The organism is Mycobacterium sp. 23, from assembly GCF_048287075.1.
Lineage (GTDB): Bacteria > Actinomycetota > Actinomycetes > Mycobacteriales > Mycobacteriaceae > Mycobacterium > Mycobacterium gordonae_B.
Genome location: NZ_JBLVUX010000005.1, coordinates 5,339,328 through 5,362,719, shown reverse-complemented (window position 1 = coordinate 5,362,719; position 23,392 = coordinate 5,339,328). Strand labels below are relative to the sequence as shown.

The 23,392-nt window shown below is 66.9% G+C and carries 16 protein-coding genes, 1 tRNA gene and 2 pseudogenes; 11 read left to right on the top strand and 8 right to left on the bottom strand.

Translation table 11 applies throughout. The annotated features are described in order from the left end of the window. Positions 1 to 49: 49 nt before the first annotated feature. The 3 genes from ACNQS7_RS26005 to mfd all read right to left on the bottom strand — a co-directional run bounded on the left by ACNQS7_RS26005 (position 50) and on the right by mfd (position 5,657). Positions 50 to 781, bottom strand: coding sequence for a lytic transglycosylase domain-containing protein (locus tag ACNQS7_RS26005; RefSeq protein WP_418014796.1), 732 nt, complete (start codon positions 779 to 781; stop codon positions 50 to 52). Between the two features lie 179 nt (positions 782 to 960). Further along, the gene (locus ACNQS7_RS26000) at positions 961 to 2,019 is read right to left on the bottom strand and encodes a nucleoside triphosphate pyrophosphohydrolase (protein ID WP_418014795.1); all 1,059 of its coding nucleotides are present in this window, start codon (positions 2,017 to 2,019) and stop codon (positions 961 to 963) included. Then, positions 2,019 to 5,657 carry a transcription-repair coupling factor gene (gene mfd, locus ACNQS7_RS25995; RefSeq protein ID WP_418014794.1) on the bottom strand — a complete coding sequence of 1,213 codons (3,639 nt, stop codon included), beginning with the start codon at positions 5,655 to 5,657 and terminating at the stop codon, positions 2,019 to 2,021. Before mfd ends, ACNQS7_RS26000 begins: the two co-directional genes overlap by 1 nt. A gap of 107 nt (positions 5,658 to 5,764) precedes the next feature. On the opposite strand from mfd, the pseudogene ACNQS7_RS25990 reads away from it, so the two are divergent. Continuing rightward, a pseudogene (locus tag ACNQS7_RS25990) lies at positions 5,765 to 6,544 on the top strand (diaminopimelate decarboxylase); the annotation flags it as partial. Positions 6,545 to 6,558: 14 nt separating this feature from the next. Here ACNQS7_RS25990 and ACNQS7_RS25985 read toward each other — a convergent pair. Both ACNQS7_RS25985 and ACNQS7_RS25980 read right to left on the bottom strand, forming a co-directional pair. Next, positions 6,559 to 6,837: a hypothetical protein gene (locus tag ACNQS7_RS25985; protein ID WP_156452862.1), complete on the bottom strand. Its 279-nt coding sequence runs from the start codon at positions 6,835 to 6,837 to the stop codon at positions 6,559 to 6,561. Between the two features lie 98 nt (positions 6,838 to 6,935). Continuing rightward, positions 6,936 to 7,529, bottom strand: a complete 594-nt coding sequence (locus ACNQS7_RS25980) for a TetR/AcrR family transcriptional regulator (RefSeq protein ID WP_055581266.1) — start codon at positions 7,527 to 7,529, stop codon at positions 6,936 to 6,938. Between the two features lie 207 nt (positions 7,530 to 7,736). On the opposite strand from ACNQS7_RS25980, the gene ACNQS7_RS25975 reads away from it, so the two are divergent. The 5 genes from ACNQS7_RS25975 to ACNQS7_RS25955 all read left to right on the top strand — a co-directional run bounded on the left by ACNQS7_RS25975 (position 7,737) and on the right by ACNQS7_RS25955 (position 11,439). Further along, a tRNA-Gln gene (locus ACNQS7_RS25975) sits at positions 7,737 to 7,808 on the top strand. Between the two features lie 109 nt (positions 7,809 to 7,917). Next, on the top strand, positions 7,918 to 9,381 hold the full coding sequence (gene glmU / locus ACNQS7_RS25970) for a bifunctional UDP-N-acetylglucosamine diphosphorylase/glucosamine-1-phosphate N-acetyltransferase GlmU (RefSeq protein ID WP_418014793.1): 1,464 nt from the start codon (positions 7,918 to 7,920) through the stop codon (positions 9,379 to 9,381). A gap of 73 nt (positions 9,382 to 9,454) precedes the next feature. Next, positions 9,455 to 10,435, top strand: coding sequence for a ribose-phosphate diphosphokinase (locus tag ACNQS7_RS25965; RefSeq protein ID WP_055581256.1), 981 nt, complete (start codon positions 9,455 to 9,457; stop codon positions 10,433 to 10,435). Further along, positions 10,436 to 10,780: an arsenate reductase (glutaredoxin) gene (gene arsC / locus ACNQS7_RS25960; RefSeq protein ID WP_418014792.1), complete on the top strand. Its 345-nt coding sequence runs from the start codon at positions 10,436 to 10,438 to the stop codon at positions 10,778 to 10,780. A gap of 2 nt (positions 10,781 to 10,782) precedes the next feature. Beyond that, a complete protein-coding gene (locus ACNQS7_RS25955; RefSeq protein WP_418014791.1) occupies positions 10,783 to 11,439 on the top strand; it encodes an LpqN/LpqT family lipoprotein in 657 nt (218 codons plus the stop codon). 66 nt (positions 11,440 to 11,505) lie between these two features. On the opposite strand, the gene ACNQS7_RS25950 is transcribed toward ACNQS7_RS25955, so the two are convergent. Genes ACNQS7_RS25950 through ACNQS7_RS25940 form a run of 3 tightly spaced genes read right to left on the bottom strand, consistent with a single transcriptional unit; the run spans position 11,506 to position 18,686 of the window. Then, a complete protein-coding gene (locus ACNQS7_RS25950; protein ID WP_418016152.1) occupies positions 11,506 to 14,832 on the bottom strand; it encodes a LuxR C-terminal-related transcriptional regulator in 3,327 nt (1,108 codons plus the stop codon). Positions 14,833 to 14,889: 57 nt separating this feature from the next. Further along, positions 14,890 to 15,333, bottom strand: a complete 444-nt coding sequence (locus ACNQS7_RS25945; RefSeq protein ID WP_418014790.1) for a nitroreductase family deazaflavin-dependent oxidoreductase — start codon at positions 15,331 to 15,333, stop codon at positions 14,890 to 14,892. 56 nt (positions 15,334 to 15,389) lie between these two features. Continuing rightward, on the bottom strand, positions 15,390 to 18,686 hold the full coding sequence (locus ACNQS7_RS25940; protein WP_418016151.1) for a helix-turn-helix transcriptional regulator: 3,297 nt from the start codon (positions 18,684 to 18,686) through the stop codon (positions 15,390 to 15,392). Positions 18,687 to 18,824: 138 nt separating this feature from the next. On the opposite strand from ACNQS7_RS25940, the gene ACNQS7_RS25935 reads away from it, so the two are divergent. From ACNQS7_RS25935 to ACNQS7_RS25915, 5 genes and pseudogenes are all read left to right on the top strand, one after another. Further along, on the top strand, positions 18,825 to 20,036 hold the full coding sequence (locus tag ACNQS7_RS25935; RefSeq protein ID WP_418014789.1) for a cytochrome P450: 1,212 nt from the start codon (positions 18,825 to 18,827) through the stop codon (positions 20,034 to 20,036). A gap of 5 nt (positions 20,037 to 20,041) precedes the next feature. After that, positions 20,042 to 20,911 carry an oxidoreductase gene (locus tag ACNQS7_RS25930; RefSeq protein ID WP_418014788.1) on the top strand — a complete coding sequence of 290 codons (870 nt, stop codon included), beginning with the start codon at positions 20,042 to 20,044 and terminating at the stop codon, positions 20,909 to 20,911. A gap of 214 nt (positions 20,912 to 21,125) precedes the next feature. After that, positions 21,126 to 21,785 (top strand): 50S ribosomal protein L25/general stress protein Ctc, encoded by a 660-nt coding sequence (locus ACNQS7_RS25925; RefSeq protein ID WP_055581270.1) that lies wholly within the window; start codon positions 21,126 to 21,128, stop codon positions 21,783 to 21,785. Between the two features lie 6 nt (positions 21,786 to 21,791). Further along, positions 21,792 to 22,366 (top strand): annotated as a pseudogene (gene pth, locus ACNQS7_RS25920) (aminoacyl-tRNA hydrolase). 34 nt (positions 22,367 to 22,400) lie between these two features. Next, positions 22,401 to 23,375 (top strand): hypothetical protein, encoded by a 975-nt coding sequence (locus ACNQS7_RS25915; protein ID WP_418014787.1) that lies wholly within the window; start codon positions 22,401 to 22,403, stop codon positions 23,373 to 23,375. Positions 23,376 to 23,392 lie beyond the last annotated feature (17 nt).

The following is a 23,392-nucleotide window of genomic DNA, read 5'->3' as shown; positions in this document are numbered from 1 at the left end:
TTCTCCTTTGCGCTCTTGGCTCTGTTCAGGCCCCCGGCGGTACATCTTTCTACAGCGGATGACCCGCCGCATAGGCGGTTGCCCAGTCCCGTACCGCCCGCGCGTAAACGCCGGAGTTGTTGTAGGCCCGCAACGCGTTGATCCAGCCGCGCGAAGTCGAGAGATCCTTTCCGCGCCAACACAAATAACCAGCGGCCGACAGTGCGGCGTCATCGATGTTGTCCGGGCTGGCGGTGCCGTCGTTGTTGGCGTCGACCCCGTACAGCTTCCAGGTCTCGGAGATGAACTGCATCGGCCCCATCGCACGCTCTAAGCCGTTGTCCCCGTCGAGCAGGCTGCCGTCGTTGTCGACGATGCGCAGGTTGCCGCCGCTACCGTCGAGCAGGACACCCCGGATCGGCGGCCTGACGTCACCGTTAGGAGCTATCGTCGCCCCCCGGTAGGTGCCGTTATGGCTCTCCACCTGCCCGATGCCCGCCAGCGTCGTCCAGGCGATGTGGCACTTCGGGTTCTCCACCTCGGCGACGCGCGCGGCGTAGGCGTAGGCCTCCAGCGCAACGACCGGCATCTCGAGCGCCGGAGCCCGCGCCTCGGCCCATTCCCGCAGCTGGTCGGCGGGGCGCCCGACGGCGTGGGTGTCCACCGGCGGCACCGGATCGCCGGCCGGGGGCGGTACGCCCTCCGGGATGAACAGGCTGAGTTGCCAGGTGCAACTTGACGCCAACAGCATCGCGGTCGCCCCTATCACGGCGACCGCACGCAACCAGCGTCTCGGCGACACAAACTCTCCCTGTCGATCTCCCTATCGGGGCCACTCACCCATTTCGGCCTAGCTCATCGTCCCATGAGTCGCGGGAGTCCCCCGCTCGCCGAACCGTCCAGCACACAAAAATCGCACCGGCTATCGACCCACGAACTGGCTGTTTGTGCGGCCTCTCTGAGTTGTCGCAAACCTGTGAGTCAGCGCCGTCCCTTGCGCTTTTTGGGCCGGGACTCCTTGGGTGTTTCGGGCAGGTCCCCCGGCACCTCGGAGGCGACCGCCAGGTCGTGCTCAGGCTCCGGCTCCTCGAGAGCCGGGCCGTCGGACGGCCAATGCGCCCGCCACTCCTCCTCGGTGACGAAGCCCAACGGCGTCATGTCGAGTTCTTCGGCGATACTGTCGCCGCGGCGGGTGGCGGCAATCGACTTCTCGACGCCGCGAACCATTTCGACGAAATCCAACACGGCTGCGCGCAGCGTGTTCTCCGCGTCGACATCGGCCGAGAGCGTGACCGTGGTGAGCTGGGCGGGTATGAATTCGGCGGGCAGGCCTGCCTGGCACACCCGCTGAATGACCTTCTGCGCCAGCGCCAATGCGGGCTGACCGGTGTGGACGTCGTCGAGCACCGAGTTGCGCGACTTCTGTGAGCGCTCGGCGGCCTTGGCCTCTTCCCATTTGGCCAGCTGATCCTGCAGCGAAATCTCTTCGCCGGCAAGCACTCCCGGCACCCGGTTGCCGAGTTTGCGCATCAGCGTGTCGGCGACGTCGTCGATGCTGAAGGGCAGCAACGCGGCATCCTCGGCGATGCGCGAGTGGAAAAGCACCTGCAGCAACAGGTCACCGAGTTCTTCACGCAGTTGGTCGACGTTGCCGCTGTGCACCGCGTCCAACAGCTCGTAGGTCTCTTCCAACAGGTACCGGCGCAGCGAGTCGTGAGTTTGTTCGCTTTCCCAGGGCCCGGCGGTGCGCAGTTTGTCCATCATGGCGACGGCGTCGATCAGTCGTTCGCCGCGCTGGCGTTCCGGGGCCGCGATGAGCCGGGCACCGGCGGCCAGGCGGGCGGTGACGGCGGGATGGTTGGGGTCCGACGACAACAGCACCGGCGCGTCCTCGCCGGTGTAGGCCGGGTGCGCGTCCGGCAGCGACCAGGGCACCGCGATCGGCATCTCTTCGGTGTACTGCACGGGGCCGGAAAGCAGCTCGATGGCTTCCACCGGCACCAGCGCCGGGCGCCGGGGGTCGACCAGGACGACAATCATCAGGCCCGTTCCTTCCCCGCGTTCGTCATACCAACATCTTGCTGCGGTTTCCCGGCCAGCGCAGTCACCAAATCGGCAACCATCTGCACCAGCTCGACATCGCGGATGTGCCCAGCGCCGATGCCGCCGGCACGCGGGATGGGAACCTGCACCGTCGACGTCGTCGCACGGTAGCGCCCGCCCGGGTACATGCGGGCCAGGCGAACCTGCGCGGAGTCCGGCAGCGTCAACGGGGACAGCCGAACCGTTGTCGAAACGGCACTGACCTCGGTGATGCCCGAGGCCTTGCACAGCAGCCGCAGCCGCGCCACGGCCACCAGTCGTTCGGCGGGCTCGGGCAATGGACCGTAGCGGTCCACGAGCTCTTCGATGACGGCAGCGATATCGCTGTCGGAGGTGGCGGCGGCCAGCCGGCGGTACCCCTCCAGCCGGAGCCGGTCGCTGGAGATGTAGTCCGGCGGTAGGTGCGCATCGACCGGCAGGTCGATGCGCACATCCTTGGTTTCCTCCGGCGTGGTCACCGTCTGCCCGTCGGCCGCGGCGCGGTAGGCCTCCACTGCCTCGCCGACCAGCCGGACGTACAGGTCGAAACCGACCCCGGCGACGTGCCCGGACTGCTCGACGCCGAGCACGTTGCCCGCGCCGCGGATCTCCAGGTCCTTGAGGGCGACTGCCATGCCGGCGCCCAATTCGTTGTTCTGGGCGATCGTCGCCAACCGGTCGTAGGCCGTCTCGGTCAGCGGCGCGTTCGGCGGGTAGAGGAAGTAGGCGTAGCCGCGCTCGCGACTGCGGCCCACTCGCCCGCGCAACTGATGCAGCTGGGAGAGGCCGAAGGTGTCAGCGCGCTCGACGATCAGCGTGTTGGCGTTGGAGATGTCCAGTCCGGTTTCCACGATGGTGGTGCACACCAGGATGTCGTATTCGCGGTTCCAGAACCCCTGCACGGTGCGTTCCAGCAGGTCTTCGGGCATCTGCCCGTGGGCGACGACCACGCGAGCCTCAGGAACCAGCTCGCGGACGTGGGCGGCGGCCCGGTCGATGGAGCTGACCCGATTGTGCACGTAGAAGGCCTGCCCGTCGCGCAGCAACTCGCGTCGCAAGGCGGCGGCGATCTGCTTGTCGTCGTGCGGGCCGACGTAGGTCAGCACCGGGTAGCGCTCTTCGGGCGGGGTCAGAATCGTCGACATCTCGCGGATGCCGGCCAGGCTCATCTCAAGCGTGCGCGGGATCGGCGTGGCGCTCATCGTCAGCACGTCGACGTGGCTGCGCAGCGCCTTGATGTGTTCCTTGTGCTCGACGCCGAAGCGCTGCTCCTCGTCGACGATCACCAGACCGAGGTCCTTCCAGCGCACCCCGGTCTGCAGCAGCCGGTGGGTACCGATCACCACGTCGACCGAGCCGTCGGCCATGCCGTCGATCACCTTGCGGGACTCAGCGGGGTCGGTGAAACGGGACAGCCCCTTGACCGTCACCGGGAAGCCGGCCATCCGGTCGGTGAAGGTCTGCAGATGCTGATCGGCCAGCAGCGTGGTCGGCACCAGAACGGCGACCTGCTTGCCGTCCTGAACCGCCTTGAACGCCGCCCGCACCGCGATCTCAGTCTTGCCGTAGCCGACGTCGCCGCAGATCACCCGGTCCATCGGGATCGCCTTCTCCATGTCGGACTTGACCTCGGTGATCGCGGTCAGCTGGTCCATGGTCTCGGTGAAGCCGAACGCGTCCTCCATCTCGGCCTGCCAGGGCGTGTCCGGCGCGAACGAGTGTCCCGGGCTGGCCTGCCGCTTGGCGTACAGCGCCACCAGCTCGCCGGCGATCTCACGCACCGCGCGCCGGGCTTTGGTCTTGGTGTTGGTCCAGTCGCTGCCGCCGAGTTTGCTCAGCGCCGGCGCCTGCCCGCCCACGTAGCGCGACAACTGGTCGAGTGAGTCCATCGGGACGTACAGCTTGTCGGAACCCCCACCCCTTTTGGAGGACGCGTACTCCAGCACCAGGTACTCCCGGCGGGCCCCACCTACCGTGCGTTCCACCATCTCCACGAACCGCCCGATGCCGTGCTGATCGTGAACCACCAGGTCACCGGCCTGCAGCGCCAGCGGATCGACGGTGTTGCGCCGCTTGGCAGCGAGCCGTTTGCCCTCACTGGCGGTGGCCCGGCTGCCCGTCAGGTCGGCCTCGGTGATGACGACCAGGTTGGCGCCCGCGATGACGACCCCGTCGTGCAGCGGACCGCGCAGGACGCCGACGACTCCGGACTTGGGCGTCTGGCCCGGATCCAGCATGCCGGCGGGGATGTCGGACTCAGCCAGCCTCTCGACCATGCGGTGCGCGGTCCCGGTGCCGGGGGCCACCATCGCCGCGTAGCCACCGGTGGCGACGTGCGCGCGCAGCATGGCGAAAATTCCGTCGATGTCGTGCTGGTGCCCGCGTGCCGACGGGGCGGACCTGATGTCGAGTTCGAGCGCCGACTCATCGGACAGCTGGCTCAGCGTCCACCACGGATGGCCGGCGGCGCGGGCCGCCTCCCGCGCCTCGTCGAGTTCGGCGAAGCCCGAGCCGCCCAGCTGTTCGACGTCGACCGGCGCATCGGTGCCCAGGGCCGCGACCGACCAGGACGCTTCCAGGAACTCCCGGCCCGTCTTGATCAGGTCGGCGGCGCGGGTCCGCACCTTTTCCGGATCGCAGATGAGCACCGGGGTTCCCTCGGCCAGCTGATCGGTGAGCAGCGTGTGGGTACCGTCGTTCGAGGGTTGCAACACCGATTGCAGCGCCTCCATGCCGTCGACCGGGATGCCTTCGGCCAGCTTGGCCAGCATGTCGATGATGCTGCCGGTGACCGTGTTCTCCGATGCCGGATGTTTACCGGCCAGCTCGGCGGCGCGGGCCCGGACGTCGTCGGTGAGCAGCAGCTCGCGGCAGGCGACGGCTACCAGCGTGTCGACGGCGATCTCCGGGATCGAGCGCTGGTCGGCGACCGAGAACATCCGCATCTCGGTGATCTCGTCACCCCAGAATTCGATGCGCACGGGGTGCTCGGCGGTCGGGGCGAAGATGTCCAGAATGCCGCCGCGCACGGCGAACTCACCGCGCCGTCCGACCATGTCGACGCGCGTATAGGCCAGATCGACCAGGCGTTGGACGAGGTCCTCGAACGGAATCTCATCGCCGACCGTGAGGGTCAGCGGCTCCTGGCGGCCGAGCTGCGGCGCCATCGGCTGCAGCAGGGAACGGACCGCGGTCACCACGACGCGCAGCGGTGGGCCCAGCCGGGCATCGTCGGGATGGGCCAACCGGCGCAGCACCATCATCCGGGTGCCCACGGTGTCGATGCCGGGCGAAAGCCGCTCATGCGGCAGCGTCTCCCAGGACGGAAAAACCGCAACCGCGTCGCCGAGCACGCCGCGCAGTTCGGCGCTCAAGTCGTCGGCTTCCCGACCAGTGGCGGTGACCACCAGCAGCGGCCCCTGCCGGGCCAGCGCAGCAGCGACGTAGAGGCGCGCGCTCGCGGGCCCGACCAGCGGCAATTGTTCAGGTCGATCGGAGGCGCGCTCGATCAGCTGTTGAAATGTCGGCGCGGTGAGCGCCAATTCGACGAGCCCCGCGATCGGGGTATCTGGGCTCGCAGTCCCCGGTGCGGTCATGGTGTGCACCATTCTAGGGCGCTGCAATTCGTCAATATTGAGCCCGGTTCCGTCAAAAAAGCGTTAGGGAAGCACCGCTCGTGCCGGCATCGGCGCAGTTTAAAGGCATGACACTGCTGCACATGCTGCCCTTGGCCGGCCGGGCAGCCCCGCGACTTCTGGGCCGTGCAATCGAGCCTGCGACCGCCATTTGTGACGAAGCTGACTTCCGGGATCGGGCCCGCGGCGGCCGTCGAGCCTTCCGCGATGTCGAGATGGTCTACCCGGGAAAGTCGCTTTCGGCCGCGGCGGTGGCCCGCTGGGTGCGCGACAAAAGGCTCGGCGTCGACGTCTGCTCGTCCGGAGAACTGGCGGTCGCCCTATCCAGTGGAATCGACCCAGCCCACGTCATCGTGCACGTGAACGCGATGTCCCTTGACGAGCTGGGCGGCGCGGCGGCCGCCGGCGTGGGCCGCATCGTTGTCGACGACCCGCTGGAAGTCGGCTACCTGGCCAATCTGGTGCGACACCAACGCGTGCTCATCCAGGTCATTCCGGATGTCGACATCCACGGGCAACGCGGTGCTGGGATCAGTGACCAGGAGTTCGGGTTCACTCTGGGTGGCAATCACGCCGCCGACGGGGTCCGGTGGGTGCTCGCGCACCGCACTCTCGACCTGGTCGGGATGCACTGCCATATCGCCGACCCGGCCTTGTGCGGAGAAGCGATTCGGCGGATGGTCGCCGCGATGGCCGACGTACGCGCCCATCACGGCGTCATCCTCACCGAACTGAGCCTCGGCGGTGTGCGTTGCGGCGATCCCCGCGAGCTGGCCGGGATCATCGAGGATGCGCTCGACGACGGCTGCGCGGCCGAGCATTTCCCCCGGCCCGCCGTCGTCGTCGAGACGCCGGCAGGTGATTACCAGGGCATCGTGGCCCAGGAGTAGAAAGCTCCGGTGCCTACGTCGTGGACGCCGTAGGAGTCCCAGTAATAGTCGTGGCAGACGCTGCCGTCCCACGGCACCGGGCGTCCCGCCGGGTTGGGGTCACCGGGGCACCAGGTGGTGCAGGCCTGCAGACGCGGGCAGTTTCCTTGCTCGGCGTGCGCGGGCGGCGAGAGCATCAAGCCCACGGAAACCAGCAGGGTGATCGCGAGACCGATCAGAGCGTTGGACAGCGCGGGTAGCAGGGAACGCATGATGAGCCTTTCGTTCGGGTTCTGGTGCATAAGTGCACACGGCTCGGGCTGCTACCGATCACAACAGTTGACGCTTGCGAAGTTCTTGCCCCGCGCTGCTACTCGTCCTGCAACTGCGGGTCGGCCTCCAGGTGGGTAAGGCCATTCCACATCAGGTTGACCAGGTGCGCGGCCACAACTTCCTTTTTGGGCTCCCGGGTGTCCAGCCACCATTGGGCCGTCATCGACACCGAACCCACCAGTGCCTGGGCGTACAGCGGCGCCAGGTCGGGATCCAGTCCGCGGCGGGCGAAGTCCCCGGCGAGGATGGAGCTGACCTGGCTGACGGCGTCGTTGAGCAGGCTGGAGTAGGTGCCCGAGCTGATCGCCGCGGGCGAGTCGCGAAGCATGATGCGGAACCCGTCGGTGCGTTCCTCGACGTAGGTGAGCAATGCCAGCGCGACCCGCTCGACGCGCACCCGGGACCGGTTGTTGGTCAGCGACGAGGTGATGCCGTCCAGCAATGCCGACATCTCCCGGTCCACGACGACGGCGTAGAGGCCTTCCTTGCCGCCGAAATGCTCGTAGACGACGGGCTTCGAGACGTTGGCGCGCTGGGCGATCTCCTCGATCGATGTGCCTTCGTAGCCACGTTCGGCGAACAGGGAGCGGGCGATGCCGATGAGTTGGCGCCGGCGCTCGCTACCGGTCATCCGGGCGCGCGGCGCCCGCACTTCTTTGTCCGGGCCCTTATCCGGTTGCGCCACGTGCTCAGGGTATCGGGGTGCTGACCGATCGAGTGTGCGCTCAGCGCGTTGCGTGTGCGCCTACGGTGCTGATTCGGCGCTAGGGCCGCAGTGGTCTCACAGTCAAAGCGGTGAACGCACACTCAGCGCGGCAGACTAAAGTCTCAGAAGCGATCCGTCGTGGTGTAATCGGCAGCACCTCTGATTTTGGTTCAGATAGTTCAGGTTCGAGTCCTGGCGACGGAGCTCTGCTTATATGCCGCTTTTTTGCCGCGAGCGTGCACTCAATGCCACTCTTAACGGCGTGTCGGCGTGCAAGTGTGCACGCTCGCCAGGCGAAACTTGAGGAGAGTTGATGAGTTTTCGTGGTGACACCGCGGTTCTGGTCCTCGCGGCCGGGCCCGGCACCCGGATGCGGTCAGACACCCCCAAAGTGCTGCACGCCCTCGGCGGCCGCAGCATGCTCTCCCATTCCCTGCACGCGATGACCAAACTTGCCCCTCAGCATCTCGTCGTTGTGCTGGGCCACGACCACGAGCGCATCTCGCCGCTGGTCGCCGAGCTGGCCGACAGCCTCGGCCGCACCATCGACGTCGCCCTGCAGGACAAGCCGCAGGGAACCGGCCATGCGGTGTTGTGCGGCCTGTCCGCGCTGCCTGAGGACTACGCCGGGATCGTCGTCGTCGCCGCGGGTGACACCCCGTTGCTGGACGCCGACACCCTGGCCGACCTCATCGCCACCCACAGATCCGCCGGGGCGGCGGTCACCGTGCTCACCACCACACTCGATGATCCACACGGCTACGGCCGCATCCTGCGCACCCAGGACAACGAGGTGATGGCCATCGTCGAGCAGACCGACGCGACGCCCTCCCAGCGCGGGATCCGCGAGGTCAACACCGGCGTCTACGCCTTCGACATCGCGGCGCTGAAGTCCGCGCTGAGCCGGCTCAGCTCCAACAACGCCCAGCAGGAGCTCTATCTCACCGACGTCATCGCGATCCTGCGCCGCGACGGCCACACCGTCAGCGCCCAGCACATCGACGACAGTGCCGTGGTCGCGGGCGTCAACAATCGGGTCCAGCTTGCCGAGCTGGGCGCGGAGCTCAACCGCCGGATCGTGGCGGCTCACCAGCTGGCCGGCGTCACCGTGATCGATCCGGCGACGACCTGGATCGACGTCGACGTGACCATCGGCCGCGACACGGTGATCCACCCGGGCACGCAGCTACTGGGCCGCACTCAGATCGGCGGCCACTGCACCGTCGGGCCCGACACCACGCTGAACGACGTGAGCGTCGGCGACAACGCCACCGTCTGCCGCACGCACGGCGCGTCGGCGACCATCGGCGGCGGCGCCACGGTCGGCCCCTTCACCTTCCTGCGGCCCGGAACCGTGCTGGGCGCCGAAGGCAAGCTGGGCGCTTTCGTCGAGACCAAGAACGCCACGATCGGCGCCGGAACCAAGGTGCCGCACCTGACCTACGTCGGCGACGCCGACATCGGCGAACACAGCAACATCGGGGCGTCCAGCGTGTTCGTCAACTACGACGGCACCAACAAGAGCCGCACCACCATCGGCTCGCACGTGCGCACCGGCTCGGACACCATGTTCGTCGCCCCGGTGACCGTCGGCGACGGCGCCTACACCGGAGCCGGGACCGTCGTACGCGAGGACGTCCCGCCGGGCGCCCTGGCGGTCTCGGCCGGTCCGCAGCGCAACATCGAGAATTGGGTACAGCGCAAGCGGCCCGGCACAGCGGCGGCCGAAGCGGCTGACCGGGCCACCCGCGACTCCGCAGCCAGTGAGACACCGTGATTTCGTCTTCCGGTAACCCGGCTACGATGGGGCGTTCCTTTTCTTTCGATCCCGACACGGCGAGGGCAGCCCGGTGAGCCACGACTGGACCGATAACCGCAAAAATCTGATGCTCTTCAGCGGCCGGGCCCACCCGGAGCTGGCCGAGCAGGTAGCCAAAGAACTCGACGTCCACGTCACCGCGCAGACGGCCCGGGATTTCGCCAACGGCGAGATCTTCGTGCGGTTCCAGGAGTCGGTCCGCGGCTGCGACGCATTCGTGCTGCAGTCCTGCCCGATGCCGGTGAACCAGTGGCTCATGGAGCAGCTGATCATGATCGACGCGCTCAAGCGGGGCAGCGCCAAGCGGATCACCGCGGTCATGCCCTTCTACCCCTACGCCCGCCAGGACAAGAAGCACCGCGGCCGTGAACCGATCTCGGCGCGCCTGGTGGCCGACCTGCTCAAGACCGCCGGCGCCGACCGGATCGTGACCGTCGACCTGCACACCGATCAGATCCAGGGCTTCTTCGACGGGCCCGTGGACCACATGCGCGGCCAGAACCTGCTGACCGGATACATCCGGGACAACTACCCCGACGGCAACATGGTCGTGGTCTCCCCCGACTCCGGCCGGGTGCGCATCGCCGAGAAGTGGGCCGACGCGCTGGGCGGCGTGCCGCTGGCCTTCATCCACAAGACCCGCGACCCGCGGGTGCCCAACCAGGTGGTGTCCAACCGCGTGGTCGGCGAGGTGGCCGGGCGCACCTGTGTGCTGATCGACGACATGATCGACACCGGTGGAACGATCGCCGGCGCCGTGAAGCTGTTGCACAACGACGGCGCCAAGGACGTGATTATCGCGGCCACCCATGGCGTGCTGTCGGACCCGGCCGCCGAACGACTGGCCTCCTGCGGCGCCCGCGAAGTGATCGTGACGAACACCCTGCCCATCGGTGAGGAGAAGCGTTTCCCACAGCTCACCGTGCTGTCCATCGCGCCGCTGCTGGCCAGCACCATCCGCGCGGTCTTCGAAAACGGCTCGGTCACAGGACTGTTCGACGGGGACGCCTAGATGGGTGGGGCCGTCATCTATCACAACCCCAGATGCAGCACATCCCGCAAGACGCTGGAGTTGTTGCGAGACAACGGCATTGAGCCGGACGTCGTTCAGTACCTGAAGACGCCGCCGTCCAGGGACGAGTTGGTGCGCATGATCCGCGACGCGGGTATCGAGGTGCGGGCCGCGGTGCGCAAACGCGAATCGCTCTACACCGAACTGAACCTCGCCGATGCCAGCGATGACGAACTGCTCGACGCCATGGCGGCCCACCCGATATTGATCGAACGGCCATTCGTGGTGACTGCGAAAGGCACCCGGTTGGCTCGGCCGATCGACGGGGTGCGCGAGATTCTGTGACTGTGAAGGCGATACGCGCGTGCGTGGCTTTTGTCGCGATGGCCACGTTGACGCTCACGGCTGCGTGCGGACCTAAAGCTGCTGATTACCAGTCGATCTGGACGACACCGTCGCCGGCGCCCAGTACCTCACCGAAACCCACCGAGCCTCCGGTTCCGCTGTCGAAGTATTTGGAAGGCGAAGGCGTCCTGGGCGATCCGGTGCTGCCCAGCGACCTGACCGACATGGTCGTGTCGATCCCGACGCCACCGGGCTGGAAACCGCGCGCCGTCGACTCGAAGACCAGCCCGAAAGCGGTGATGATCTCCAAAGGCGACAGCTATCCGGCAGCGATGCTGGTGGTGTTCAAGCTGCGTGGCGAATTCAATCCCACCGAGGCGATCAAGCACGCCAACACCGACCTGCCGGACAGTTTCCACCAACTCGACGCCTCGACCGCCGACTACAACGGCTTCCCGTCGTCGATGGTCCAGGGCACGTACGAGCTGAAGGGCGCGCGGATGCGCAGCTGGAACCGGGTGGTGATGCCGACCGGCCCAGCGCCGGACAACCAGCGTTACCTGGTGCAATTGATCATCACCAGCCTGGCCGAACAGGCCGTCTCGGAGAGCAACGATGTCGAGACGATCATCCGGGGGTTCGTGGTCGCCCGGAAATAGCCGCGAGCAGACGCAAAGTCGCCCACTTCAAGCTGAAAATGTGCGACCTTGCGTCTGCTCGCCAGATCAGGCGTGCCGCAACACTTCCTGCACCAGCTGCACGCGGGAAGTCAGGCCGAGTTTGGCGTAGGCGTGCCGGAGGTGGCTCTGCACCGTACGGGGTGACACGAACAACCGCGCGCCGATGTCCTTGTTGCCCAGACCTTCTGCGACCAACCGCGCCACGTCGAGCTCCATCGGGGTGAGCGCGCCCCAGCCGCTGGCGGGACGCTTCCGTTCGCCGCGTCCCCGCTGGGCGTACCCGATCGCTTCCTCGATGGACAGCGCCGCGCCGTCGGCCCATGCATCCTCGAATGCGTTGTCCCCCAATGCCTCACGAACGGCGGCAACGGCGGCCTGGTAGCCGGCTTGATACATCGGATAGCGGGCGTGCCCCTTGCGCTGTCGAATACCGTGCACCGCGCCCAGCAGGCGAGCCGCATACGCGGCGTTGCCTTCGTCGGCCGCAAGACGTGCCAGGCATTCCAGGGTGTCGGCCACCTTCATGTATCCCTGCGTCTGGGCCGCTATCGTCAGCGCGTCGTGGACGTCGCGCTCGGCCTGTTCGGGCTCGCCCTGGGCAGCTGCGATAAAAGCGCGCACGGTCAGCGCGGTCATCTTGAAAATGCCCGGCACCATGGCGATGCACTCGTCGGCCCAGTGTCGTGCGGCGACGAGATCACCGCATGCGAGAAGCGCCTCCGCCAGCGGGGCGACGCTGCGGGTGAACGCTTCGCGGTCTGGAACGCTGTGCCGCAAGGCTTCCTGGGCTGCCTGCCTGGCCGCCTCGGCGTCACCGCCGGCCAGGGCGGCGTGCGCAATCGCCCCGTTCACCGTGTCCTCGGTCATCCCACCCACACTGTCCGAGGCGGCCACCGCGGCCAGCGCGGCGGAATGTGCGGCAGCGACCTGCCCGTTGAACGCCAGGGTTCCGCTGAGGCAGACCTGCCCGAAGATCGTGGCCGACGGGTCGGCCGCAGCTTCGGCCTCCGCGACCACTGAGCGAAGAACTTCGATGGCCTCGTCGAGGTCTCCGTGGAACCACAACCCGCATCCCAGCCAGGCCCGGTTGTTTCGCGAGAAGAAGCCGTCGCCCAGTGCATCGGCGAGATCACGTCCCGCTTCGGCCGCCGCGATGGCCGCCAGCGGTTCTCCGGCGACGACCGCCGCGGTCGCCTGATAGCTGAAGATCGGCATGAGGCTCCACTCTTCGCCTACGGCGCGAGCCAATTCGATCGCTTCGGTGAAGTGGGCCTGTGCGACCTCGGCGTTGTAGAAAGTCGCAGTGCCGCACGCACCGAGCGCCCGGGCCAGCAGCGCCGGGTCGTCGAGTTTGCGGGCAACCTCGAGCGCCTCCTGTGCCAGGTCAGTGTGGCCGTGTGCGCCCGCCCAGCCCGCGATCGCGCACTGGTCGGCAACAGCGCGCACCCAGACACCAGGCGCAATTTCCTCCGGCCGACCGTCGGTCAGGACCGCGTCGAACGCCGCCAGCGCTTCCCGGAAGATTCCGGTGCGAAGCCAGAATTCCTGCAATGATGACGCCAGACGTAATGCCGATTCGCGGTCGCCACTGTCCAGGCTCCACGCGAATGCCGCTCGCAGATTGTCGCTTTCGGCCCGCGCCCAAGCCAAGAGCCGCTCCACGCCGGCGAGGCCCTGCGACGCCAATTCCGTTGCCGTTGAGGTGTAGTAGTCACGGTGCCGGGTGCGTGTCTCCTCGGCCTCACCCGACTCACCCAGTTTTTCCTGCGCGTACTGACGCACCGTCTCCAGCAACGAATACCGCATCCCGCCATCAGTGTTTGTCTCGGCGCTTGTTTCGAGGGCTACCACCAGTGACTTGTCCACCAACAGGCTGAGCTGGTCCAGAAGTTGATAGCTCTCCATTTCAGTGCAGGCACCGATCGCCTGGGCGGCCTCGAGATCGAACCCCCCGGTGAACACGGCAAGCCGCCGGAACAGGACCCGTTCCGGATCGGTCAGGAGCGCATGGGACCAATCCACCGATGCCCGCAATGTCTGCTGCCGTCGTACCGCGGTGCGCGCACCGCCGGTCAGCAGCCGGAACCTGTCATGGAGCGAGCTGCCGATCTGTTGCAAAGACAGTGCCCGGATGCGTGCGGCGGCAAGCTCGATCGCCAGCGGCATACCGTCGAGGCGCTCGCAGATCTCTCTGATTAGCGCCGTATTTCCGTCATTGACAACGAAATCCGGACGAGCTTGACGAGCACGGTCGGCAAACAATTCGACGGCTTCACCGGCAAGCGAAAGGGACGGCACGCGCCAGGTCAGCTCCCCGGGCACACCGAGCGGCTCCCGGCTGGTGGAAAGAATCGTCAGCTGCGGGCAGCAACCCAGCAACTCGACCACCATGTCTCCGCAGGCGTCGAGAAGGTGCTCGCAGTTGTCCAGCACCAACAACATGGATTTCTCGCCGAGGAACCGAACCAGTAACTCCATAGTGGAGCGCCCGGGTTGATCGGGCAGCCCCAGAGTGCGTGCAACCGTCAACGGCGCAACGGCGGCATTCGTGATCGGCGCCAGGTCCACATACCGGATGCCGGCCGGGAATTCGGGATTCAGCAGCGAGGAGACCTCGACAGCCAGCCGCGTCTTGCCGACCCCGCCGGCCCCGGTCAGGGTCACCAGCCGGTTGCTGATGACCAGCTGCCGCACGTCCGACATCTGCGCCTGACGCCCGACGAAACTGGTCAGCTGCGCCGGAAGGTTGTGCGTCGCGATCTCCGTGCGTACCCGCAGCGGCGGAAAGTCGTTGCGCAGATCCGGATGACACAGCTGCATCACCCGCTCCGGACGCGGCACACCCCGCAACGGATAGCTACCCAGATCGGTAAGCCACACCCCGTCGGGCAACCGATCCACCACCAACGATTCGGTCACCCCCGACAACACCGTCTGCCCACCATGGGCCAGATCACGAATCCGGGCCGTTCGGTTGATCGTCGGGCCCGCGTAGTTCCCCTCATCACGCAACTGAATCTCACCGGTATGCAACCCGATCCGAATCCGGATCGGCGCCAGCGGCGCCCGCTGCAACGCCACCGCACACGCCACCGCATCCGAGGCCCGCGCGAACGCGGCCACAAAACTGTCACCCTCACCCTGCTCCACCGGACGCACCCCGCCATAGGCGGCCACCGCCTCGTCCACCGTCCGGTTCAACAACCCCAGCGCAGCCGTCATCTGCTCAGGTTGGCTCTCCCACAACGCCGTCGAACCCTCGACGTCAGCCAACAGCAACGTCACTGTCCCCGTCGGCAACAACTCGCTCACACCCAACTCACCCCAGGTCAGCGCCGGCATCTCCGCATGTTGGCTCATGCTAGCCAGCATCACGCCCGGCGCCGCCCACTACATCCGCCAGAAGGCGCAATTCCGGGGCGGAACGATTCAGGGGGTGGGCCGCAGAGCGATCACCGGAATCGGCCGCGATGTTTTCTTCTGGTACTCGACATAACGGTTGGCGTTGTTCTTGTTGACGATCTTCCACAGCCGCGCGTAGTCGAGACTGTCGGGCAACACGGGGTGGGCGGTGACTGCAAAACGCCGTGAGCCGACGTTGATCTCGACATCGGGATTCGCCTTCAAATTGTGATACCAGCCGGGAGCTTTGGGATAGCCGGCTTTCGATGCCACGACCAGGTAATCGTCGCCATCCTTGGCGTAGGTCAGCGTGTTGATGCGCGCCTTACCCGTCTTGGCACCAACCGTGTGCAGGAGCAGGTTGGGTGGCATACCCGGCACCCGGTGCCCGATCCGGCCATTCGTCGCCTGATAGATCTTGTCGTGCAGACTGAGGAACTTGAACAGGACCTTCTCGGCCTTGGATGTCATCTGCCCAGTCTTGCCGAGCCACGTCGTGCTGCGCCAGATGCCGGGCCCACACCCCGTCAGGCCCGTCTGCCGCTTTCCTGGACGAGCTGGACGCGGGAGGTCAACCCGAGCTTGGCGTAGACGTGCGTGAGATGACTCTGAACGGTGCGCGGTGAAATGAACAACCGCGCGCCGATGTCTTTGTTGCCCAACCCTTCTGCGACCAGACGTACCACGTCGAGTTCCATGGGGGTCAAGGAAGCCCAGCCCGTCGCGGGACGTTTGCGCTCGCCCCGGCCGCGCTGGGCATAGGCGATGGCCTCCTCGACGGACAGAGCTGCACCTTCGGCCCATGCCACATCGAAATCCTGCTGTCCCAACGCTTCCCGGACTTTCACCACCGTGGCGTCGTAATCCGCGTGATACATCGGTAGCCGCGGTCTTTCGGTGCGCTGACGAAGATCCTGCGCCGCACCGAGAATCCGCGCCGCACCGGCGCAGTTGCCAACCTCGGCCGCCAGGCCAGCGAGGATTTCCAGAGCGTCGGCCACCCACACATATGCTCGGGTGCGGGCGGCGACAACCAGTGCCTCGTGGGCGTCTCGCTCGGCCTGGTCCGGCTCGCCCTGCGCGAGGGCGACCCGGGCCCGTCCCGCCAGGGCCGGCACCTGGTGGCAGCCCGGGGCGACGGCGACGGTGTCGTCCGCCCAGCGCCTTGCGGCCACGAGGTCACCACAACCCAAGGCTGCGTCGGTCATCGGAACGATGCTCCGGGTGAACAACTCTTTCAGCGGATAGGTATGCCGCATCGCCGCCTCGCAGGCATCTCTGGCCGCCACCGCGTCGCCACCGGCCAGGGCGGCGCCGGCCAGCGGTGCGTAGGCCGTGTCCTGGTGGAAGCCGCCCAGGGCACTCGCGACCTCGATAGCTGCCGCGGCCGCGGTGTGGGCCGACGCGACATCACCTCGCAGCGCGAGCGCCTGGCCGAGGGTGGTCAAACCGAACGTCTCCATCGCGCGATCTACTTCGGTCCGCGCGTCCTCCACCAGCGACCGCGCCACCTCGACGGCCTGACTCAATCTGCCCTGCATCCCCAGCGCAATGCTGACGAACGCCTGACAATAGCGGGACATGAACCCGTCGCCGAGCGTGTCGGCGATGGCGCGGCCTTCCTGACCGGCTGCCTCAGCTGCGATCGGATCGCCGGCGACAGTGCAGGCGAAGGACTGATACGCGCGAAGGTGACACTGCACAGACAGCTCACCCGAAGCGCGGGCCAGCTCGATCGCCTCGTTGAAGTACGTTTCGGCGCTGTAGAAATTGAGCATGCCGCAGCCCATCAGGATGCGTGCCACGAGCGCGGGGTCGTCGAGTTGACGCGCGACGGCCAGTGCCTGCTCCGCTCGCTGCAGGCTGGCCGGAACGGACGCCCAGACCGCCAGAACCGCCGCGTCGGCGACTGCGCGGACCAGGATCGCCGGCTTGATGTCGCTCGATTCGTAGAGATCGTCGGCGAGGACGGCGTCGACGGCGGCCAGCCCCTCGCGAAACCGCCCGCGCGTCAACCAGAACTGCTGCAACGACGCCGCGAGCTCCAGCGCCGTCCCGACCTGTGCCGTCTCGCGACTCCACGCGTGGGCCGCTCGCAGATTGTCTATCTCGACGTCGGCCCACTGCACCAGTGGACCTTGCGGTCCTGACGCAAGGGCGGCCGCGGTGGCGGTGTAAAAGTCGCGGTGCCGGGCGCGCACCGTCGCGGCTTCGCCTGACTCGCCGAGCTTTTCGAGTCCGTACTGACGCACCGTTTCCAGCACGCGGTACCGCATCGCGTTGTGAACTTCTTCAGCGACGACGAGCGACTTGTCGACCAGCAGCCCGAAAACATCAATCAGCTGGAAACGCTCGGCCTCGGTGTCCGCTCCCACCGCGTGCGCGGCGTCTAGGTCGAACCCGCCCATGAAAACCGCGAGGCGGCGGAAGAGGATGCGCTCAGGTTCGGTGAGCATCGCGTGCGACCAGTCCACCGACGCCCGCAGCGTCTGCTGGCGGCGCACCGCGGTACGCGCTCCCCCGGTGAGCAACCGGAACCGGTCGTGCAGGCTGTCGAAGATCTGTTGCAGCGACAGCGCCCTGATCCGCGCCGCGGCCAACTCGATTGCCAGGGGCATGCCGTCGAGACGCTCACAGATCTCTGCGATGAGCGCGGTATTGTTCTGGGCTACAACAAAATCCGGCCGGACCCGGCGGGCGCGGTCAAGGAACAGATCGACCGCCTCGTCGGCGAGCGACAATGACGGTACCCGCCAGCTCAGCTCGCCGGGCACACCCAGTTGCTCTCGACTGGTCGCCAGGATCGTCAACTGCGGACATGTGGGCAGTAACTCAACCACGAGCTGCCCGCACGCATCGAGCAGATGCTCGCAGTTGTCGAGCAGCAGCAGTACTTCCTTCGGGCTGAAGAACTGCAGCAGCAGTTCCCTCGTCGAGCGGCCCGATTGATCGGGTAATCCCAGGGTGCGCGCAACGGTCACCGGCACTACGGCGGAATTGGTAAGGGGCGCAAGGTCGATGTACCAGACACCATCGGCGAAATCAGCGGCCAGTTGCCCCGCCAGTTCCACCGCCAGTCTCGTCTTGCCCGCGCCCCCGGCGCCCGTCAGTGTCACCAACCGGTTGTCGGTGATGAGCTGACGCAAGTCCGCCAGCTGCGCGTGGCGCCCGACGAAGCGGGTCAACTGCGCCGGAAGATTATGCGACGCAACGACAGTCCGCACCCGCAGCGGCGGGAACTCGCTTTGCAGATCCGGATGACACAACTGCACCACCCGCTCAGGACGCGGCACACCCCGCAACGCATAACGGCCCAGCTCGTTCAGCCATACCCCGTCGGGCAACCGATCCATCACCAACGATTCGGTCACCCCCGACAACACCGTCTGCCCACCATGGGCCAGATCACGAATCCGGGCCGTGCGGTTGATCGTCGGGCCCGCATAGTTACCCTCGTCGCGCAGTTGAATCTCGCCGGTATGCAACCCGATCCGAATCCGGATCGGGGCCAGCGGCGCCCGCTGCAACGCCACCGCACACGCCACCGCATCCGACGCCCGCGCGAACGCGGCCACGAAACTGTCGCCCTCACCCTGCTCCACCGGCCGCACGCCGTCATACGCGGCAACCAATTCATCCACAGTCCGGTTCAACGACGCCAGGCCGGCGGCCATCGACTCGGGCTCGGTCTCCCACAGCGCAGTCGACCCCTCCACATCCGCGAGCAGCAGCGTCACCGTCCCGGTCGGCAGGAACTCGCTCACACTCAAATCACCCCAGGTCAGCGGCGGCATCTCCGCGTGTTGGCTCATGGTAGCCAGCATCACGCCCGCAACCCAGGCATTACATCCGCCAGACCGCGCAAATTGCAGCGCGCCTCCTGCGGAATTGCGCTATCGGCCGGTCAGAACTACGCGCTGCGGCGGATGGAATTTATGGGCGGTCGCCGAATAGTCGACGCCATGACGATCACCAGCGCACTCGAATGCCCCACCATCGCCTACGCCCACCTGACCGACCCGGAGGAAGCACACCGGGCGATCGCCGAAGCCCGCGCCCAAGCACCGATCGCCCTGGGCCCCTACGGTCCCGAGGTGTTGAGTCACGAGCTGACGCGAACCGTGTTGCGAGACAACCGATTCGTTACGGCCGAAGGCTTGGGACTGGGCGCGTTCGGCGTCACCTCCGGGCCGCTGTGGGACCGCGCCGTCAGCAACATCCTGGGCATGGACGGGGTCGAACACCATCGACTGCGCCGCCTCGTGTCGAAGGCGTTCTCGCCGCGGGCCGCCGACCGCTTTCGCAACCTGACCGTCGACGTCATCACCGACCTGGTCGAGCGCGTCGCGGGCCTCGGGCACTGCGATGTCGTCACCGATATCGCCAAGGGTTACCCGACGGCCATCATCTGCGCCCTGCTGGGCGCACCCGTCGAGGACTGGCACCTGTTCTCCGCCTGGACCGAGGACATCAAGAAACTGTTCGAGCCCACCGTCGCCGACGATGCCCCGGTCATCCTCGCGGCGTGGAACGAGTTGGACGCCTACCTCGAGGACCTGATCGCCCGGCGCCGCGCATCGCTGAGCGACGACCTGATCTCCGACCTCATCCGGGCCGAAGACGACGGAGACAGACTCACCCACGACGAGCTGCTCATGCTGTGCGCCACGTTGCTCGGGGCCGGCACCGATACCACCCGTAACCAACTCGCCGCGGCGGTTCAGGCCCTGGCAGCGCACCCGGCCCAGTGGGACATGGTGGCCCGTCACCCCGAGCTGGCGCTCGATGCCGTCCATGAGCTGATGCGTTACCGGCCAATCATTTTCGGCGTCATCCGGCAGGCCGCCGAGGACGTCGAACTCGCCGGGGTCCCGATAGCAGCCGGCACGATCGTGTTCGCGAACATCGCCTCGGCCAACCGCGATCCCGCGATCTACGAGGACCCGGACCGCGTGGACATCACCCGGGTAGGCCCGGTGCCGATCCTGAACTTCGGTGGCGGGGTGCACTACTGCCTGGGTGCTCATCTCGCCCGCCTAGAGCTGACGGAAGCGCTTCGGGTGATCACGTCGCGGATGCCCAATCCCCGCCTGAGCGGTCCCGTGCAATGGAAGGCGATGGCCGGCATCACCGGACCCCTCAGCGTGCCGCTTGAGTTCGACCCCGCAGACTGAGAGACATGACCAACTGGACCGCCGCGGATCTCCCCTCGTTCGCCGGACGCACCGTCATCATCACCGGCGCCAACAGCGGACTCGGCGAAGTGACCGCCCGTGAGCTGGCCGGCCGGGGTGCCAAGATCATCATGGCCGTCCGCAACACGGCCAAGGGCGAGAAAGCGGCAGCCAGCATTCGTGGCCTGGTCGAGGTACGGGCCCTCGACCTGCAGGATCTGTCGTCGGTAAGGCTGTTCGCCGACGGCGTCGAGGGCGCCGACATCCTGATCAACAACGCCGGCATCATGGCCGCCCCGTATTCACTGACCAAGGACGGCTTCGAGAGCCAGATCGGCACCAACCACCTCGGCCACTTCGCGCTGACCAACCTGCTGCTGCCGAGGCTCAGCGACCGCGTCGTGACGGTGTCCTCGATGGCACACTGGCCCGGCCGGATCGACTTGGCCGACCTGAACTACCAGCACCGCCGCTATGCGCCGTGGCTGGCCTACGCGCAGTCCAAGCTGGCCAACCTGTTGTTTACCAGCGAACTGCAACGCCGGCTCGACCAGGCCGGTTCGCCGCTGCGCTCGCCGGCCGCGCACCCGGGCTACTCGCACACGAACCTGCAGGGCGCCTCGGGGCGCAAGCTCAGCGACGCGGTCATGTCGACGGCCACTCGCATCGTGGCCACCGACGCCGACTTCGGTGCACGGCAGACGTTGTACGCCGCCTCCCAGGATGTGCCCGGCAACTCGTTCATCGGCCCGCGATTCGGTTACGTCGGCCGGACCCAGCCCGTCGGGCGCAGCCGGGCCGCCCGCGACACCAAGACCGCCGCCGCGCTGTGGGAGCTGTCCGAGCAGCTCACCGGCACTACATTTCCCCTCTGAACCCGGCCGAGCCTGGGGGCCCTCCCGCTCGCGAGCAGACGCAAAATCGCCCTGGAGCGCGCGCTCCAAGGGGATTTTGCGTCTGCTCGCGAGGGTGCGATAACCTGACCCGGCGTCACGGCGAGGGTGGTTGGTCATCAGACCAGCACCGTTATCGACGGAGACCGGCATTCTGTCGCGATCCCTGGCCGTGCCTTAGACACAGGAGCGACACATGGCTAAAGCGACAGTCAACCAACTCGCCGTCACGGTACGGAGCGAGACCGGCAAGGGCGCATCCCGCCGGGCTCGCCGCGAGGGCAAGATTCCCGCCGTCCTCTACGGCCACGGCAGCGACCCTCAGCATCTTGAGCTGCCCGGACACGACTTTGCGGCCGTGCTGCGACACTCGGGCACCAACGCGGTGCTGACCCTGGACATCGCCGGCAAGGAGCAGCTCGCGCTGACCAAGGCCATCGAGATCCACCCGATCAGGCGCACCATCCAGCACGCCGACCTCATCATCGTGCGTCGCGGCGAGAAGGTGACCGTCGAGGTCAACGTCGTCGTCGAGGGCGACGCAGGTCCCGACACCCTGGTCACCCAGGACGCCAACACCATCGAGATCGAGGCCGAGGCGCTGTCGATCCCCGAGCAGCTCACCGTGTCCATCGAGGGCGCCGAGGCCGGCACCCAGTTCACCGCCGGCCAGATCGAGCTGCCCCGCGGCGTGAACCTGATCTCCGACCCGGAACTGCTCGTGGTCAACGTGGTGCAGGCGCCGACGGCCGAGGACCTTGCCGAAGAGGGCGCGGGCGAGGAAGGCGAGGCTGCCGAAGGCGAGGGCGAGGCAGGCGAGGAAGCCGCCGAGGCAGCCGAAGCCGAGTCCGAGTAGCGCGACGTGGCCGAACCCCTCCTGGTGGTCGGCCTGGGCAATCCCGGCGAAAACTATGCACGGACCCGGCACAACGTCGGGTTCATGGTTGCCGACGTCCTCGCCGCCCGGCTCGGAGCGAAATTCAAGGCGCACAAGCGTTCTGGCGCCGAGATAAGCACCGGCCGGTTGGCGGGACGTGCGGTGGTGCTGGCCAAGCCACGCTGCTACATGAACGAGTCGGGCCGCCAAGTGGGCCCGCTGGCCAAGTTCTATTCGGTGCAACCGGCCGACATCGTGGTGCTGCACGACGAACTCGACCTCGACTTCGGCCGCATCCGGCTCAAGCTGGGCGGCGGCGAAGGTGGACACAACGGGTTGCGTTCGGTGGCTGCCGCGTTGGGCACCAAGGACTTTCACCGAGTCCGGATAGGGATCGGCCGCCCCCCGGGCGCAAAGACCCGGCCGCCTTCGTCCTGGAACCCTTCAACGCCGCCGAGCGCGCCGAGGTACCCACGATCTGCGAGCAGGCGGCCGATGCCACGGAGATGCTGATCGAACTCGGTCTCGAGCCCGCGCAGAACCGTGTGCATGCGTGGTAGGCCGGCCCACCGCAATCCCGTAACGTCGGCTCGGATGCGTAGGACACGACGCACGCTGGGGACCGCATACCCGTTGTTGGCGACCGCCGTACTGCTGGCCGCAACGGGTTGTGAACCTGCGCCGACCCCGCCGCCGTCGCACCTGTCGGACCTTTGCTCGACACTGCCGGTCGCTGACGTTCAGAGCACCTACCACCGGGTGACGCCCACACTGCTGGCGACACAGCGCCTGGACGCTTCGAAACTGCACCCGGCAGGTATGGCGTCGTGCCATTACAGCCCCAGGGACGACCTGGGCGGGGTGGTGCTGGGCGTGCCGATCGGCGGCCCGGTTGCCGAAGTCGCGAATCTCATCGGTGGGCGCCGCGCCCGAAACAGCCAGGACGTCACCGTTGATTCCGACAAAGCATTTTTCGTGCGCGGGGAGACCGAGTCGGCGATTGCCGTGGATCACGGCTCGACGCAGTTCGTGCTCACCTGGACACCACTGCTGGGCGCACCGAATGAGATGGCAACTCAGCAAGAACTGGTCATCCTGGCCAGGACCGTCGCCAAGAAGTTGCCGACGGATTTCGTTCCGCCCCAACAGAATATCGCTACTGAATGCGCCGGCGTCCGAGTCGCCGAACACATCGTGGGCGGAAAAGTGGCGATGGCGCGCGGCAGTGCCAACAGCGACACGCTGAATTGCCACTACCTGGGTCCCACCGGCATCCTCAGTGCGAGTGCCGTCAGGGAGGCCGACCATTTCGTCGATGACCAGATCCGCATCCTGCGCAGCGGGTCGCGAAACCTCGTCGACCCACCCGTCGCCGACGACACGGCCTTGATGGCCCTCAGCGCCACCAGCATGTACATCGAGGGCTACCTGACCGACTGCTGCACGCTGCAATTCGAACACCGGGCGGTCAACGACACCCTCGACTACAGCGCCGAATTCGACTCGGCGCAGCGCGAATTCGTGTCCAGCTTCATTTCGGCGGCGCGCGACTGGTCACGCCGGCGCTGACCAACCCCGAGCGCCGT

What these genes read in the sequence shown, in the direction of transcription:
- ACNQS7_RS26000 (WP_418014795.1), bottom strand. Translation starts at nt 2,019, where the DNA reads ATGATTGTCGTCCTGGTCGACCCCCGGCGCCCGGCGCTGGTGCCGGTG.
- mfd (WP_418014794.1), bottom strand. Translation starts at nt 5,657, where the DNA reads ATGACCGCACCGGGGACTGCGAGCCCAGATACCCCGATCGCGGGGCTC.
- ACNQS7_RS25985 (WP_156452862.1), bottom strand. Translation starts at nt 6,837, where the DNA reads ATGCGTTCCCTGCTACCCGCGCTGTCCAACGCTCTGATCGGTCTCGCG.
- ACNQS7_RS25980 (WP_055581266.1), bottom strand. Translation starts at nt 7,529, where the DNA reads ATGACCGGTAGCGAGCGCCGGCGCCAACTCATCGGCATCGCCCGCTCC.
- glmU (WP_418014793.1), top strand. Translation starts at nt 7,918, where the DNA reads ATGAGTTTTCGTGGTGACACCGCGGTTCTGGTCCTCGCGGCCGGGCCC.
- arsC (WP_418014792.1), top strand. Translation starts at nt 10,436, where the DNA reads ATGGGTGGGGCCGTCATCTATCACAACCCCAGATGCAGCACATCCCGC.
- ACNQS7_RS25950 (WP_418016152.1), bottom strand. Translation starts at nt 14,832, where the DNA reads ATGCTGGCTAGCATGAGCCAACATGCGGAGATGCCGGCGCTGACCTGG.
- ACNQS7_RS25945 (WP_418014790.1), bottom strand. Translation starts at nt 15,333, where the DNA reads ATGACATCCAAGGCCGAGAAGGTCCTGTTCAAGTTCCTCAGTCTGCAC.
- ACNQS7_RS25940 (WP_418016151.1), bottom strand. Translation starts at nt 18,686, where the DNA reads ATGCTGGCTACCATGAGCCAACACGCGGAGATGCCGCCGCTGACCTGG.
- ACNQS7_RS25935 (WP_418014789.1), top strand. Translation starts at nt 18,825, where the DNA reads ATGACGATCACCAGCGCACTCGAATGCCCCACCATCGCCTACGCCCAC.
- ACNQS7_RS25930 (WP_418014788.1), top strand. Translation starts at nt 20,042, where the DNA reads ATGACCAACTGGACCGCCGCGGATCTCCCCTCGTTCGCCGGACGCACC.
- ACNQS7_RS25925 (WP_055581270.1), top strand. Translation starts at nt 21,126, where the DNA reads ATGGCTAAAGCGACAGTCAACCAACTCGCCGTCACGGTACGGAGCGAG.
- ACNQS7_RS25915 (WP_418014787.1), top strand. Translation starts at nt 22,401, where the DNA reads ATGCGTAGGACACGACGCACGCTGGGGACCGCATACCCGTTGTTGGCG.